This is a genomic window from Marinobacter sp. es.042, from assembly GCF_900188315.1.
Taxonomy (GTDB): Bacteria; Pseudomonadota; Gammaproteobacteria; order Pseudomonadales; family Oleiphilaceae; genus Marinobacter.
The window spans coordinates 3262071-3276335 of record NZ_LT897781.1 but is presented as its reverse complement, the minus strand read 5'-3'; the positions used below and the strand labels follow the sequence as shown (position 1 = coordinate 3276335).

The 14265-nt window shown below is 58.0% G+C and carries 13 protein-coding genes; 5 read left to right on the top strand and 8 right to left on the bottom strand.

Features of this window, described 5'->3' with window-relative positions; genetic code table 11:
• Positions 1–94 precede the first annotated feature (94 nt).
• Positions 95–643 (bottom strand): YgjV family protein, encoded by a 549-nt coding sequence (locus tag CFB02_RS15190; protein WP_008172644.1) that lies wholly within the window; start codon positions 641–643, stop codon positions 95–97.
• 143 nt (positions 644–786) lie between these two features.
• Here CFB02_RS15190 and CFB02_RS15185 point away from each other — a divergent pair, with 143 nt between their 5' ends.
• Positions 787–1821: a histone deacetylase family protein gene (locus CFB02_RS15185; RefSeq protein ID WP_088558665.1), complete on the top strand. Its 1035-nt coding sequence runs from the start codon at positions 787–789 to the stop codon at positions 1819–1821.
• A gap of 1 nt (position 1822) precedes the next feature.
• On the opposite strand, the gene rlmE is transcribed toward CFB02_RS15185, so the two are convergent.
• Positions 1823–2443, bottom strand: coding sequence for a 23S rRNA (uridine(2552)-2'-O)-methyltransferase RlmE (rlmE, locus tag CFB02_RS15180; RefSeq protein WP_088558664.1), 621 nt, complete (start codon positions 2441–2443; stop codon positions 1823–1825).
• A gap of 156 nt (positions 2444–2599) precedes the next feature.
• Here rlmE and CFB02_RS15175 point away from each other — a divergent pair, with 156 nt between their 5' ends.
• Both CFB02_RS15175 and CFB02_RS15170 read left to right on the top strand, forming a co-directional pair.
• Positions 2600–3328 carry a TrmH family RNA methyltransferase gene (locus CFB02_RS15175; RefSeq protein ID WP_088558663.1) on the top strand — a complete coding sequence of 243 codons (729 nt, stop codon included), beginning with the start codon at positions 2600–2602 and terminating at the stop codon, positions 3326–3328.
• Positions 3329–3444: 116 nt separating this feature from the next.
• Positions 3445–4113, top strand: a complete 669-nt coding sequence (locus CFB02_RS15170; protein ID WP_088558662.1) for a transglutaminase-like domain-containing protein — start codon at positions 3445–3447, stop codon at positions 4111–4113.
• Positions 4114–4137: 24 nt separating this feature from the next.
• Here the strand turns inward: CFB02_RS15170 and CFB02_RS15165 are convergent, their stop codons facing one another.
• A complete protein-coding gene (locus CFB02_RS15165; RefSeq protein ID WP_088558661.1) occupies positions 4138–5292 on the bottom strand; it encodes an ABC transporter substrate-binding protein in 1155 nt (384 codons plus the stop codon).
• A gap of 188 nt (positions 5293–5480) precedes the next feature.
• Complete coding sequence (gene ahpF / locus CFB02_RS15160; protein WP_088558660.1) at positions 5481–7067, bottom strand: alkyl hydroperoxide reductase subunit F; 1587 nt, start codon at positions 7065–7067, stop codon at positions 5481–5483.
• A gap of 259 nt (positions 7068–7326) precedes the next feature.
• Between ahpF and CFB02_RS15155 the strand changes: the two genes are divergently transcribed.
• Positions 7327–8082 (top strand): DUF3581 domain-containing protein, encoded by a 756-nt coding sequence (locus tag CFB02_RS15155; protein WP_088558659.1) that lies wholly within the window; start codon positions 7327–7329, stop codon positions 8080–8082.
• Positions 8063–8539, top strand: a complete 477-nt coding sequence (locus tag CFB02_RS15150) for a peroxiredoxin (protein WP_088558658.1) — start codon at positions 8063–8065, stop codon at positions 8537–8539. The genes CFB02_RS15155 and CFB02_RS15150 overlap by 20 nt, the downstream gene beginning before the upstream one ends.
• Positions 8540–8615: 76 nt before the next feature.
• On the opposite strand, the gene ahpC is transcribed toward CFB02_RS15150, so the two are convergent.
• From ahpC to betB, 4 genes are all read right to left on the bottom strand, one after another.
• Entirely contained in the window at positions 8616–9179 is a 564-nt protein-coding gene (ahpC, locus tag CFB02_RS15145) for an alkyl hydroperoxide reductase subunit C (protein ID WP_227519241.1), read from the bottom strand.
• A gap of 162 nt (positions 9180–9341) precedes the next feature.
• A complete protein-coding gene (locus CFB02_RS15140; RefSeq protein WP_088558657.1) occupies positions 9342–10559 on the bottom strand; it encodes a choline transporter in 1218 nt (405 codons plus the stop codon).
• A gap of 210 nt (positions 10560–10769) precedes the next feature.
• Positions 10770–12455 (bottom strand): choline dehydrogenase, encoded by a 1686-nt coding sequence (gene betA, locus CFB02_RS15135; protein WP_088558656.1) that lies wholly within the window; start codon positions 12453–12455, stop codon positions 10770–10772.
• A 291-nt stretch (positions 12456–12746) separates the two neighbouring features.
• A complete protein-coding gene (gene betB / locus CFB02_RS15130) occupies positions 12747–14216 on the bottom strand; it encodes a betaine-aldehyde dehydrogenase (protein ID WP_088558655.1) in 1470 nt (489 codons plus the stop codon).
• Between the last annotated feature and the right edge of the window lie 49 nt (positions 14217–14265).

Sequence of the window (14265 nt, the reverse complement as noted above, 5' to 3'; positions counted from 1 at the left end):
CAGGCAGCGCTGGTCGGGAATTGGCCAAAGTGGTCCCTGCCCCTGGTTGTTTCAGTCAGTCTTGAGATGCGAAACCGCCGACCCGCAACGCCGTTCAACTTCCGGGCGTGAAATCGGGGTATTTCTTCTGCAGCCGATAGAGCCGGATGATGGTGATGATGTTGGTGACCAGCACCATGCCCTCCGCCAGGGTGCCACCCACGGAACCGATAACGATGTTGTTGAGCATCCAGGCCAGGGCAGCAAACCCGAGCACGATTCGCAGGGGAATACCCCTGAGCATGAACATGCCCACGGTGCCGAAAACGGCGGCGGCGAGGGGGAATACATCGGTGATGGATTTCCAGGTCGCCCAGGCTACCACCAGGTTCACCGCCAGCATGCCCAGCATAATAGGCCAGTTGCCCTGGTATTTTCGGGCCAAAGTAATGCGCACGATCACCAGAACGGTGAGCGCCGACGCCGTCCAGCTTTCGAAGAACGCGAACATCAGGGCAAACGCAACGTTGGCGGAGATCAGCAGCACCATCAACCGGTCGTCATTCTTGTTCGCGAAGCCGGCAATGCAGAAACCCAAGGCTACAAGACCGCACACCTGGCCCAGAACCTCGGCGAGGGTCATGTCCGCGATCAGATCAATCATCCTTTACCGGCCTGTCGCTCGTCGCCATATCGGTAATCCCCTCTGCCCGCAAAAGGTTTCAGCCTGCCACAATCAGGGCCTTTGAGCCATCAAGCTCCCTGTGCCAAAGTGCTCACGTCATTCAGCAAGGACCACTCAAGACCATGAAAACCGTATTCTCTCCATTGCACAGCCGCCGACACGTCAAAACCGAACTGGATGGCGGACTGCTGATCGAGCCTCACGAGAAGCCGTCTCGTGCCGAAACCATCCTGGCACGAGTGAAAGAACAGGCGCTGGGAGAGATTCTGGAACCGGAAGAATTTGGTCTGGAGCCCGTCAAGCGGGTGCACACGGCGGATTACGTGGCGTTCCTGGAAACCTGCTGGCAGGAATGGCTGGCTGCCGGCAAACCGGGTGAAGCCATCCCGGCGGTCTGGGCGGGTCGCGGCATGCGCCACCGGCGGCCCAGGGACATCGACGGCCGGCTGGGCTATTACAGCTTCGCGGCGGAGACGTCGATCTCGGATGGTACGTGGGAAGCCGCCCGGGCATCCGCCAATGTGGCCCTTACCGCCCAGAAACTGGTGGCCGGAGGCGAGCGCGCTGCCTTTGCCCTGTGCCGCCCACCCGGACATCACGCCCATGCCGATCTGTTCGGCGGGTACTGTTTCTTCAACAACGCCGCCATCGTGGCTCAGGCCTTTCGTGACCAGGGCTATGGCAAGGTCGCGGTGCTGGATGTGGACTTCCACCACGGCAACGGCACCCAGGCGATCTTCTACGAACGCAGCGATGTGCTCACCATCAGCCTGCATGGCGATCCGGACCTGGTGTTTCCCCATTTTCTGGGCTTTGAAGACGAGATTGGCGAGGGCGCCGGCGAGGGCTACAACCTGAATATCGTCTACCCGCCAAACACGCCCTACAGCGTCTGGAGCCAGGGGCTGGAAACCGCCTGCGAGCGGATCCAGTCATTCCAGCCCGATGCCCTGGTGGTTGCCCTGGGTGTCGATACCTTCGAAGAAGACCCGATTTCGTTCTTCAAGCTGACCTCCGGCGATTACCTGACCCTGGGCCAACGTCTCGCGCGGCTTGGACTACCAACGGTGTTTACCATGGAAGGCGGTTACGACGTCGACGCCATCGGCGTCAACGCGGTGAACGTCATGCAGGGATTCGACAGGGCTGCAGGCTGAATCAGCCCTTGAAGCCCTTGCCGAGAATGTAGACTTCCCGGGAGCGGGAGCGGGAGGAATCCGGCTTTCGCACCACAACCTTGTCGAAGACAGCGCGGACCGATTTCAGGTACTCGTCGTAGCCTTCACCCTGGAACACCTTGGCCAGGAAGCTGCCCTTGGGCTTGAGCACCTGGCTTGCCATGTCCAGGGCCAGTTCCACCAGATACATGGACGAGGCCTGGTCGGCCACGGTCACGCCGCTGATGTTCGGAGCCATGTCGGAAATCACCACGTCCACCGGGTCATCACCCAGGGTGGCCATGATCGAGTCGAACACGTCGTTTTCGGTGAAATCGCCCTGGATAAAATCCACGCCGGCAATGGCATCCATGGGCAGGATGTCGGAGGCAATCACCCGGCCCTTGTGGCCAACGAGTTTGGCCGCCACCTGGGACCAGCCGCCAGGAGCCGAGCCCAGATCCACCACAACCATATTGGGGTGGATCAGCCGGTCCTTCTTGTTGATTTCAAGGAGCTTGTAACTGGCACGTGAGCGGTAGCCATCCACCTGCGCCTGTTTCACGAAGGGGTCGTTTACATGCTCTTCAAGCCAGCGGTTACTGCTTTTGGATCGGGCCATGGTGTCTCTTCACAACGGGAAAGCCAAACCCCAATTGTACGTGCCGCGCCGGGCGGCGGCAAAATCCTGACAACCGGGACGGCCACACGTACAATCCTGCCTGAATTCTGTGATTTTTCAGAACCCACCACGCCCACCTAACGGGAGACCGCCCTCGTGAATCTGGCCGACATCAAAAAGCTGCATCAGAAAAAGTACCGGCAGTCGTCTGGCCACTACCTCGTTGAGGGTGAGCACCTGATTCTTGAGCTGCAAAAAGCCGCGACCGGCCAACCCACTCTGGCAGCCTCGGAGCTGTACGTCAGCGGCGAACACGAGCACTGGCAAAGCCCGTTCAGAACCCATGTCATCAGCGATCGCCAGATGGCGCAGCTGGCCGACACACGAACGCCCCAGGGGATTCTGGCGGTGGTGCCCATGCCGGAGCGCCCGGCTGAACCGGTGCCCGGCGAAAAAGCGATTTACCTGCACGAGGTTCAGGACCCCGGCAACCTGGGCACAATACTGCGCACCCTGGCCTGGTTCGGCGGTTTCCGGTGTCTGTTGAGCCCGGGCAGTGTCGACCCCTTCAATCCTAAAGTGGTACGCGCCAGCATGGGGGCGCTCTTTCACGTCCCTCTCGAGACCGATGTGACTCTGGACAGCCTTCCCCAAAGATACCAGAGTCTTGCCTGCCTCGACCTCAATGGCGGTTTGATGGCATCCCGGGGCTTCAGGGAACACGACTGTTATCTGTTCGGCAACGAGGCCCGGGGTGTGCCGCGGGAGGCCCTCGATCAATTGAAGGCGGTGCCGTACAGCATTCAAGGCCGGGGGCAGATCGAGTCCCTGAACCTGGCCTCGGCGGTAAATATGTGCACCTACGAATTAATGCGGGACCTTTAGACTGCAAACCCCATGCTCTGAGCACTTTCCCCAATCGTTCTGGCGGAAACCGCCATTGCCTGTGCATTGCCAATTGAGCACGATCAGAGTCTGATCCCGAGACCGGACTGATGACTATGGAACGCTATCTCCAGCCCACCGCCTTTTTTGACTATGACCATCCCCGGCTGCAGGCCTGGATCGAGTCAGAGCTGGAGGGAGTTCCTGATGAGCCGGTGGAGCAGATCAAGGCGCTCTATCTCGCTGTTCGTGACAGCATCAGCTACAACCCCTACGTGTTCCGGACCGATGCCAACACGTTCAGCGCTAGTTACGCACTGGAAAGCGGCGAAACCTACTGCATTCCCAAGGCGGTTCTCCTGGGCGCGGCAGCTCGCTCGATTGGCATTCCCAGCCGGCTTGGGCTGGCCGATGTTCGCAATCATCTCTCAAGTCCGAAACTGATCGAATGGCTGCAGTCGGACATCTTCCGAATGCACGGTTACATCGAACTTTTCCTGAACGGCCAATGGGTCAAGGCGACGCCGGCGTTCAACCGGCAACTGTGCGAACTGATGAAGGTGGAACCGCTGGAATTCGACGGGGTGCACGATTCCATGTTTCAGGAGTACACCGAGGACGGTCACGCGCACATGGAATATGTGAACGACCATGGCCTGTTCGACGACGTGCCTCATGAGTTCATCGTCTCTGGTGTCCGGGCGGCCTACGGCCACCTCTTTGACGGTGAAGAGGAGCCTGAAGCTCCGAAAGGCAGTCTGGTGCAGGACATATCGAGGCCCTAGAGCCTGCTCGAATCCAGGAAGGCCTTACTCTGTCCTCGCTATGGTGTCTGCTCCCTGCCTCGCCAGCGCTCCCGTCATCGCATCCAGCAGGGCATCAGGATCAGGCACTGCCTTCGCAATCCCAGTCTCGCCAACGCGGCTGAACTGCCGGAAATCAACAGTGCTCCAATCCTCGGGGTCCATAATACGTTGCACCTGGTCTACATTCTCCAGGGTTGCAGGCTCCAGCTGGTAGCGGAAAACATAGTCCGGTGACATATCTCCGAAATCCTGGCCATGGTGATAATCATGCAACAGGAGCAAGGCAAGTCCACCACCCATGAAATGTCGACCCAGGCTGACCAGCAACTCCCCCTGCCGGATACTTTCCAGGGCCTCAGGTTGCCAGTCTACGCCGCCGACCAACAGATCTTTGCCCGGCGTCCGGCCGGCATTTCGGGCGGCTTCAATGGCGCCCAGTGCCATGCCATCGCTTGCGCTCCAGATAGAGACAGTATTCGGATAGCGTTCAAGCAGGACTTCTGTTTTTTCCCGGGCCAGCTCACGGCTCCAGTTGGCATACACCAGCTGCAGGAGTTCACTGCGCTGCTGGACGGCTGCCGCCAGCAAGCCCCGGTCCCTGTCCGTGGCGGCAGAGGAATCCAGGGTTCCCGAGAGGGCCACCATGGGAACGCTGGGTTCGGAGGCCAGCCCCAATTGTTCGGCCTTTTTGCCCAGCAGCGTTACCAGAGAACGGCCGGCGGCAATATTGTCCGGCGAAAGGTGGCCAAGCCAGCCCGACAAGACGGTTCGGGGCATACCGATGCTGGCTCGAGCGGCGTCAGGCACATCGGTATTGAAGGTGAACGTCTTTACACCGGCCCCATCCGCGAGCCTGAGCATGGATTCGGTAACATGCTCCTTGCACATGAACAGCAGGTAGTCCGGCTTCTCTTCACGGCTCAGCACGTCCTTCGCCATCCGAAGGTAGCTGAATCGATGACCTTCCCGATCGTATTGAACCTCCAGGTCAACCTCTAGATCCTTCGCCACCGCCTCCATGAAACCGGCCACCAGTTGCCAGAAACGGGAATCGTCCGGTGACAGAAAAACAACACTGGGCCTTGGGCCTGCGTTTGCCAAAGGCACTGTGAGCAGAAGCAGGAAACTGATGAGGAAGCGGGCTGGAAAGGACTTCATGTAATGAACGACCCTCTGGACGATCTGGCAACGTTCGCTTTCGCGGGGCCTAACCTACCGAGCTGTCGTGTAACAGACAAGCCTAGATCCGTAACCAATGTCTCAGTTCGGGAGGGAATGTTCAGCGGAAACGAAAAAGGCACCGGATCGCTCCGGTGCCTATCTCTCATCAGGCGGCGTTGAGTCGATTACGCCGCTTCGTCTTCGCTCTCGTCCACAGAATTGCGGATCAGGAAGTCAAAGGCGCTGAGGGCGGCTTTGGAACCTTCGCCCATGGAGATCACGATCTGCTTGTAAGGCACAGTTGTCGCGTCACCCGCCGCAAAAACGCCCGGAATGGAGGTTTCGTTGCGGTCGTTAACGATGATCTCGCCGTGCTGGCTCAGTTCGATGTCGCCCTTCAGCCATTCGGTGTTGGGCACCAGGCCGATCTGTACAAACACACCTTCCAGGGAGATGTGGTGCTGCTCACCAGAGGTGCGGTCGGTGTAATTCAGACCGTTGACCTTGCCATTTTCCCCGGTAATCTCAGTGGTCTGTCCGGACGTGACGATTTCCACGTTCTTCAGGCTGCGAAGTTTCTTCTGCAACACCTCATCAGCGCGCATCTCGGCACCGAATTCGATCAGGGTGACATGGCCCACGATACCGGCCAGATCGATGGCTGCCTCGACACCGGAGTTACCGCCGCCGATCACCGCCACGCGCTTGCCCTTGAACAGGGGGCCGTCGCAGTGCGGGCAGTAGGCCACACCCTTGTTGCGGTACTCTTCCTCTCCCGGAACGCCCATCTGGCGCCAGCGGGCACCGGTGGACAGCACCAGGCTGCGCGCTTTGAGAGTGGCACCGTTTTCCAACCTTACCTGGTGGAGCATGCCCGGGCGTGACGCCGGGATCAGCTTCTCGGCGCGCTGCATGTTCATGATGTCCACGTCGTATTCCTTGACGTTTTGCTCCATGGCCGCCACCAGTTTCGGACCCTCGGTGTAGGGTACGGAAATCAGGTTCTCAATGCCCATGGTGTCAGCCACCTGGCCACCGAAACGCTCGGCCGCGATGCCGGTGGAAATGCCCTTCCGCGCAGCGTAGATGGCAGCAGAGGCGCCAGCCGGGCCGCCACCAATGATCAGGACCTCAAAGGCGTCTTTCTGATTGATTTTCTCGGCGTCTTTCTCGCTGGAGCTGGTGTCCAGCTTGGCGACAATTTCTTCCAGGGTCATACGGCCCTGGCCCCAGGGCTCACCGTTCATGTAAACGCTGGGAACCGCCATGACTTCGCGCTGCTCCACTTCATCCTGGAACAGGGCCCCATCGATAGAGGTGTTCGTGATGTTCGGGTTCAAAACGCTCATCAGGTTCAGGGCCTGAACCACGTCCGGGCAGTTCTGGCACGACAGGGAGAAGTAGGTTTCAAACTCGAACCGGCCTTCCAGAGACTGGATCTGCTCGATAACATCCTGGGACGCCTTGGAGGGGTGACCACCCACCTGCAGCAGGGCCAGCACCAGGGAAGTAAACTCGTGGCCCATGGGGATGCCCGCAAAGCGAACGCCAATATCGGTGCCTACGCGGTTGATGGCGAAGGACGGACGACGCACGTCATTGGATTCTTCAGTGCGGAGACTGATCTTGGAAGACATCGGCTCCAGCTCTTCCAGCAACTCCCGGAGTTCCTGGGACTTCTTGCTGTCGTCATAGGCCGCAACCAGCTCAATCGGCTGCTGCAGCTTGTCCATGTAGGCCTTGAGCTGTTCCTTGATATTGGCATCCAACATAGTCTGACTTCTCCTTTAAATTTCGGAACTAAGTATTTGAATCAAATACGGTGGTTAAGTTGAGTTGGTGCAACAATACGGCCCCGCCACTCAATGCTCAAATTAATTGACCCAAACTGTTTGATAGGGCTTTGCTATACCACCAGCTTCACCGCTGCTCGGGGCTTGACCAATAGCGCATATCCACCGAAAGCCTGCCGCAGTATGATGTTGTCATATCGTCGCAACATCATTCTCTGGTATCCAGAATAGGCAACGCATGTTTCTAGACCGTTTCCACTCCGTCCAGGACGGACACGTCGTAATTTCCGCCCTGCAGGCAAGCCAGTTCGCCAAGGAAATCGCGGGGGATTTCAATCCCATCCACGACCCGGATGCCCGCCGTTTCTGCGTTCCAGGAGACTTGCTTTTCGCCATTGTCCTCGCCCGGTTCGGGCTGTCGGAGAACATGACCTTCCGGTTCCGCAGCCTGCTTGGAGAGAATGTGCCGCTCAAGTTCGTTGAAACCGAAAACACCATTGACGTCTGTGACGATGCCGGCAAAGTCTATATCGAGGTGGCCCGCAGTGGCGCGACAACCCGGGATGAGGAGTTGATCGAGACCATCACCCGTGCCTATGTGGCGGCCTCCGGCAAGAACTTCCCCCATACCCTGAAGCCTTTGATGGAGTCTAACGGGGTGATGTTCAATCCCGATCGCCCCATGGTGATGTACGAGAGCATGAGCCTGGCCCTGGAGAATCTGGATCTGCCCTCCCCCGGGCTGGAATTGCATAACGCCACCCTCGAGGCAGCCGGTAAACGGGGTAACGTTCTCCTCGAATACCGTCTGACCGCCGATCACAAACCAGTGGGCGAAGTGACCAAACGGCTCGTATTAAGTGGTCTGCGGCCCTATTGTCCCGAGGCGATGGCCGGCGTAATTGAAGAGTTCTATCGCCTCAAGGCCCGGAGTGCCGACTATTTCAACAAGGACAACAGCGGAGACCACAGCAATGCCAATTCAGCCGGGTGATACCCTGCCAGACCTCGAACTTCAGGTAATGGGCGAAAAAGGCCCTGAGAAAGTCCGTACCAGTGAACTCTTTGCCGGCAAGAAGGCCGTTCTGTTTGCTGTACCCGGCGCGTTTACCCCCACCTGTTCAGCCGCCCATTTACCCGGTTTTGTGGTAAATGCCGACAAACTGCGGGCCAAAGGCATCGACAGCATCGTTTGCACGTCAGTAAACGATGCGTTTGTAATGGACGCCTGGGGCAAGGCCCACAACGCCGAAGAGATCGTCATGCTGGCTGATGGCGTGGCAGAGTTCGCCAAGGCTCTGGACCTGACTCAGGATCGGACCGCGAACGGTATGGGCATTCGCAGCCAGCGCTACGCCATGATCGTGAACGACGGCAAGGTCGAGCTGCTGAATATCGATGCCCAAGGATTGGACCAGACCAGCGCCGAAAGCATTCTCGAGGCCCTCTGAGCCTCACCTTTCGCCAGACACAAAAAACCCCGGAAATTCCGGGGTTTTTCGTTCATAAGCTTTCCGGAAGGAGAGCTTAGATCTTGCCAACCAGGTCCAGAGACGGAGCCAGTGTTTCTTCGCCTTCTTTCCACTTGGCAGGGCAAACTTCACCCGGGTGCTTGCGCACGTATTGGGCAGCCTTGACCTTATCCATCAGGTAGTCAGCGTCACGACCAACGCCTTCGGCGCTGATTTCGACAGACTGAATGATGCCATCCGGGTCGATCAGGAAGGTAGCTCGATCTGCCAGGCCCTGACCTTCACGCATCACGCCGAAGTTGTTGGTGATGGTGCCGGTCTGGTCGCCAACCATGTAGTACTGGATCTTGCCGATAGTCTCGGAGTTGTCGTGCCAGGCCTTGTGAGTGAAGTGCGTGTCGGTAGATACGGAGAATACTTCAACGCCCAGCTTTTGCAGCTCTTCGTACTTGTCAGCCACGTCGCCCAGCTCGGTCGGGCACACGAAGGTGAAGTCGGCCGGGTAGAAGAAAAATACCGCCCACTTGCCTTTCACGTCTGCTTCGCTGATCTCAACGAACTCGCCGTTTTTGAAGGCGGTAGCGTTGAACGGTTTGATCTCGCTGTTAATGATGCCCATTAAAAAACTCCTTGTTGATGGATTCATAAGTTAATGAATTTGTGGCGCCCACAGTACGGATATCGGCGATGCGGATAAAATTGATAATTCCCAAGCCAAGGATAGAAAAAACCTATCTCTGGCTTCTGAAGGGAATTTTTCCGCTACCCCGTTTATGGGGTCTTAGCCAGCCAGTTCAATCTTTCCAAAGTCCAGAATATTTTCTTTCGGTGACGCTTTAATGGCAGCCACTTCTGCCCGCTTGTTCACCAGGATATAGACGAAGCAGCCAAAATACAGTGCAATCACCAGGGCGCCAACCCACTGAATCCGCAAGAAATCCAGCTGGAACAGCATGGTCAGACCAACCATCGCCAGGAAATTGAACACCACATAGTTCACCCGCCCGAGGCGCTGGGCAGTGAGATTGAGGTTGTCGGTATAAAGCCGGATCAATGAATCCAGCGAGTTCACCACCATCAACACACCCACCGAAATCATGGCGAGATTGGTGAACGCCGCAATCTGCAGGCCTTCCGCGTGGTAGTGGTAAAGCACGGTAAACCAGACACCAATGGCGATTGACGGTACCACCAGCATGGCAATCAACAGCTGCCAGGTACGGATACCGCTCACAAAACGCGCGGTAAACTGGCCAATCATGATGCTCCAGGCAAACCACCAGAACAGGTAGAACTCGTGGTAGTCGTTGATCGGCAGGGCAAACTGGTGGATGTTGGCGAAGTACTCGCCGATCAACCCGGCGGTGCCAAAGAAGTCTGCCGGTGAGCCCGCACCCATAACGAACGCCCGGAACCACATACCCACGATCAGGGCAATAAACAACAGGCTCGAACCCAGACTGAGGATGCGCACATATTTGATCTTGGAGCTGGAATAGACCGCCAGCGCAATCGAGGCAAATACAATGAAGTAGAACGCTGGTACCACCGATTCGCCATCACCGAGCATGGGCAGGTACCAGGGCAGATTCACCAGCAGCAGATAGGCGGTAAACGCACAGGTGCCGATGATTACCACGTTGTTTACGACCTTCACCAACGGAATCTCAAAGAACTGCACCCGCGGCTCAATGATCGCGAAGTAAAAACAGGTCAGGAAATAGAAGCCCCAGATCAGGAACGCCCAGAACCCGAATTCGATAGCCAGCGGATTGGCAAAGCCGTACTCCGGGCTCGCCGACAGGTCGCCGTAGCCACCGAACTCGGTCAGTGGGAACATGATCAGCCCCACATCCAGACCGGAGGTGAACAGGATGGCGATAAAGGTGAAGGTTCGTACCGGCGTCACGCCGATGCACTGGATGTCCCACCATCTGTACAGAATCAGCACAATGGCGGCGAAGGTGAAGATCAGACCTGCGGATAACCAGAGTGTCATAACGTCCTCCGGTTACTTTGTTTCTTTGCAATGAACAGCATGGGTGTTCCTCCTCTACTTTGTAAGCGCTGCTTCTTTCGAATCGGACACAAACCCAGGACTTGCCTATCGGGCGCCCGAAAACGGCAGAACACCGTCGCGCTGATAGGGAAATCCTGAGGGCTTGCAAAACCCCGGGCGCGTTGCACGCCCGGGTGGGATGACGACGCGCTAAACCAGCGCGCGCTTTGCCTGTCCCGGTCGCTGGCGTGCCTGCCACTGGTCATCCATCACCACAGGCACGTCAGAAGGTTGCAGGGGCTCCCTGCCCCGGATCAGATCGGCTGCCCGCTCGGCCACCATAATGGTGGGCGAATTCAGGTTGCCGTTGGGTATGGTCGGGAAGATGGACGAATCCACCACCCTGAGATTCCGGATACCGTGAACCCGCGTCTCCGGGTCCACCACCGCCAGCTCGTCGGTGCCCATCTTGCAGGAGCAGGACGGATGGTAGGCGCTCTCCACCGCCTGGCGGACAAACGCATCGATTTCCTCGTCGGTCTGGACCTCGGCCCCAGGCTGGATTTCCGCTCCGCGATACTCGTCCATGGCCGGCTGATTGATGATTTCCCGGGTCAGGCGCACACAGTCCCGGAAGCCCTCCCGGTCTGCCTCGTGCTTCAGATAGTTGAAGCGGATGGTCGGTGCCTGTTTCGGATCGGCCGATTGCACATGCACAAAGCCCCGACTCTTCGGCTTGTTGTGACCAATGTGCAGCTGGAATCCGTCTCCGTTGAAGGCTTCTTTACCGTCGTAGCGCATGGCTGCCGGCAAAAAGTGATATTGCAGGTCGGGCCACTCGACGCCGGCCCTGGAACGGATAAAGCCACAGGACTCGAAGTGATTGGTGGCGCCCAGACCGTCCTTGCGGAGAATCCAGCGAACACCGATCTTCAGCTTGTTCCACCAGTCCAGCTTGCCGTTGAGCGACACCGGCTGTTTGCAGCGGTACTGAAAGTAAAACTCCAGGTGGTCCTGCAGGTTCTCACCAACGCCGGGTAGCTCATGCTTTACCTCGATACCAGCGTTCTCCAGTACCTCACGCTTGCCAATTCCGGACAACTGGAGCAGGTGGGGCGAACCGATAGAGCCAGCTGACAGGATGACTTCCTTGGCGGCTTTCGCCTCGTACACCTTGCCGTCCTGCTCGTAACGGACACCGGTGGCGGTTTTGCCATCGAGCAACACCTTGTGCACCAGGGCATGGGTGACCACAGTCAGGTTATCGCGCTCCATGGCCGGGCGCAGATAGGCGTTCGCAGTGGACCAGCGACGACCGTTCTTCACGGTCATGTGCATGGCGCCGAAGCCTTCCTGCTGGGTACCGTTGTAATCATCGGTCTCAAAGTAACCGGCATCGGAACCCGCCCTGATAAAGGCCTTGTAGAGCGGATTCTGCATGTTGTTGCCGTTATTAACACCGAGCGGGCCCTTATCGCCCCGGTAGTCGTCGCCGCCAAAGGCCCAGGTTTCGGCCTTCCTGAAATACGGCAGGACGTTGCGGTAATGCCAGCCGGTAGCGCCCTCGGAATCCCATTCGTCAAAATCCCGGGCGTGGCCACGGACATACACCATGCCGTTGATGGAGGAAGAACCCCCCAGCACCTTGCCCCGGGGGCAGTGCATGCGGCGGTTGTCCAGATACGGCTCCGGCTCGGTCTCGAACTGCCAGGCGTATTTCTTGGTGTTCATGGGAATGGACAGGGCGGTGGGCATCTGGATGAAGATGCTCTTGTCGCTGCCGCCGGTTTCCAGCAGCAGCACCCGGTGGCGCGCGTCCTCGGTCAAACGGTTGGCCAGTACGCAACCGGCGGAACCCGCACCCACAATGATGTAGTCGTATCGATTTTCTATCATACGCATTCTCCTGTGTGGCCCAGGGTCTGTTGCCGCCTCGTCTTCTCCTCTGCTGTGGCCATTTTTATGGCCAGCTAGGCAGAAGGAGCGCAGTTTGGTTGTTCCAAATAAGCGACTGATAACGACGCTGGGCATAAAAATGGCCGCAGCCCTTAGGGTTGCGCCTAATAAAGCGCCACTCGTCGTTGCTCGTTACTCATTTGGAACAACCAAACTTCGCTCCTCGCGCCTAAATTGGCGCTTTATTAGGCGCAACAGAGGTGAAGACGAGGCGGCAACAGACCCTTGGGATTAAAAGGGTGCGTCCAAATCTTCCATGCCCACATACACCGATTTGATCTGGGTGTAGTGCGCAATGGTTTCGCGCCCGTTCTCGCGGCCGATGCCGGAGAGTTTGTAGCCGCCGACCGGCATTTCCGCCGGGGAAGCGCCGTAGCTGTTGATCCAGCAGATGCCGGCCTGGATCTGGTGAATCACCCGGTGGGCCCGACGGATATCGTTGGTGAACACGCCAGCGGCCAGACCCGTATCTGTGTTATTCGCGCGGGCAATCACCTCGTCCTCATCGCGGAAAGTAAGGACCGACATCACCGGCCCGAAAATCTCTTCCTTTACGATGGTCATATCATCGGTGCAGTCGGTGAAAATGGTGGGTTCCACAAAATAGCCGCCTTTGGAATCCTCCGGCTCGAAGGCCCGACCGCCGTGGCTGAGAGTCGCGCCTTCGGACAGGCCTTTGGCGATGTAATCGAGCACCAGATCCCGGTGTTTTGCGGAGATAAGCGCGCCGAAATTGGTCTCCGGATTCATGGGGTCGCCCGGCTTGATGTTGTTGCGGGTGCGTTCCAGCAGACGTTCGATAAAGCGCGGATACAGATCTTCATGAACAAACACCCGGGTGCCGTTGGTGCAGATCTCACCCTGGGTATAGAAGTTGCCCACCATGGCGGCGGAAATGGCGTTCTCAAGATCTGCATCGTCAAAGATGATCAGAGGTGACTTCCCGCCCAGCTCCATGGTGACGTCCTTCAGTGTGGAGGATGCCGCTGCCATCACCTTCTTGCCGGTAGCAACTTCTCCCGTGAAGGAGACCTTGGCAATCTCGGGGTGGTGGGTCAGCCACTGGCCAACTTCGGCGGCGCCCTGCACCACGTTGAATACGCCCGCCGGCACGCCCGCTTCGGTAAAGATTTCCGCCAGCTTCACCGCACCCATGGGGGTTTCCTCGGATGGCTTGAAGATCATGGCGTTGCCGCAGGCCAGGGCCGGCGCGGATTTCCAGCAGGCGATCTGGATCGGGTAGTTCCAGGCGCCAATGCCGGCGCAGATGCCCAGGGGCTCCCGGCGGGTATAGTAAAAATCTCCCCCCAGGTCCTGTTGGTTACCTTCGATGGAGGGTGCCAGGCCGGCAAAGAACTCAACTGCATCGGCACCGGTGACCACATCCACGGCTTCTGCTTCCTGCCAGGGCTTCCCGGTATCGCGCACCTCTGCGGCAGCCAATTCATCATTACGCTCTCTCAGAAGCGCAACCGCCTGAAGCAAAATCCTGCTGCGCTCGATGGCAGTCATGGCAGACCACTCGGCAAAACCTGCGCGGGCACTTTCAATAGCGGCCTGCTGCACGGATTCATCCGCCACTTCCACTTCGTAGATAACCTGACCCGTGGCCGGATTCACCACAGGGAAGGTTTCGCCGGTGCTGTTGGCCAGGAAACGGCCATGGACGAAATTCTGAACAACAGGAAGAGATGCAGACATAGTCGGTAATTAACCTCTGTTCGGTGTCTTCAGGCCTTGTGGGCCGTTC

Coding starts and splice junctions, on each gene's coding strand:
- betB (WP_088558655.1), bottom strand. CDS start 14,216: ATGTCTGCATCTCTTCCTGTTGTTCAGAATTTCGTCCATGGCCGTTTC.
- CFB02_RS15170 (WP_088558662.1), top strand. CDS start 3,445: ATGGAACGCTATCTCCAGCCCACCGCCTTTTTTGACTATGACCATCCC.
- ahpF (WP_088558660.1), bottom strand. CDS start 7,067: ATGTTGGATGCCAATATCAAGGAACAGCTCAAGGCCTACATGGACAAG.
- CFB02_RS15165 (WP_088558661.1), bottom strand. CDS start 5,292: ATGAAGTCCTTTCCAGCCCGCTTCCTCATCAGTTTCCTGCTTCTGCTC.
- CFB02_RS15155 (WP_088558659.1), top strand. CDS start 7,327: ATGTTTCTAGACCGTTTCCACTCCGTCCAGGACGGACACGTCGTAATT.
- CFB02_RS15190 (WP_008172644.1), bottom strand. CDS start 643: ATGATTGATCTGATCGCGGACATGACCCTCGCCGAGGTTCTGGGCCAG.
- ahpC (WP_227519241.1), bottom strand. CDS start 9,179: ATGGGCATCATTAACAGCGAGATCAAACCGTTCAACGCTACCGCCTTC.
- CFB02_RS15140 (WP_088558657.1), bottom strand. CDS start 10,559: ATGACACTCTGGTTATCCGCAGGTCTGATCTTCACCTTCGCCGCCATT.
- CFB02_RS15150 (WP_088558658.1), top strand. CDS start 8,063: ATGCCAATTCAGCCGGGTGATACCCTGCCAGACCTCGAACTTCAGGTA.
- rlmE (WP_088558664.1), bottom strand. CDS start 2,443: ATGGCCCGATCCAAAAGCAGTAACCGCTGGCTTGAAGAGCATGTAAAC.
- CFB02_RS15185 (WP_088558665.1), top strand. CDS start 787: ATGAAAACCGTATTCTCTCCATTGCACAGCCGCCGACACGTCAAAACC.
- betA (WP_088558656.1), bottom strand. CDS start 12,455: ATGATAGAAAATCGATACGACTACATCATTGTGGGTGCGGGTTCCGCC.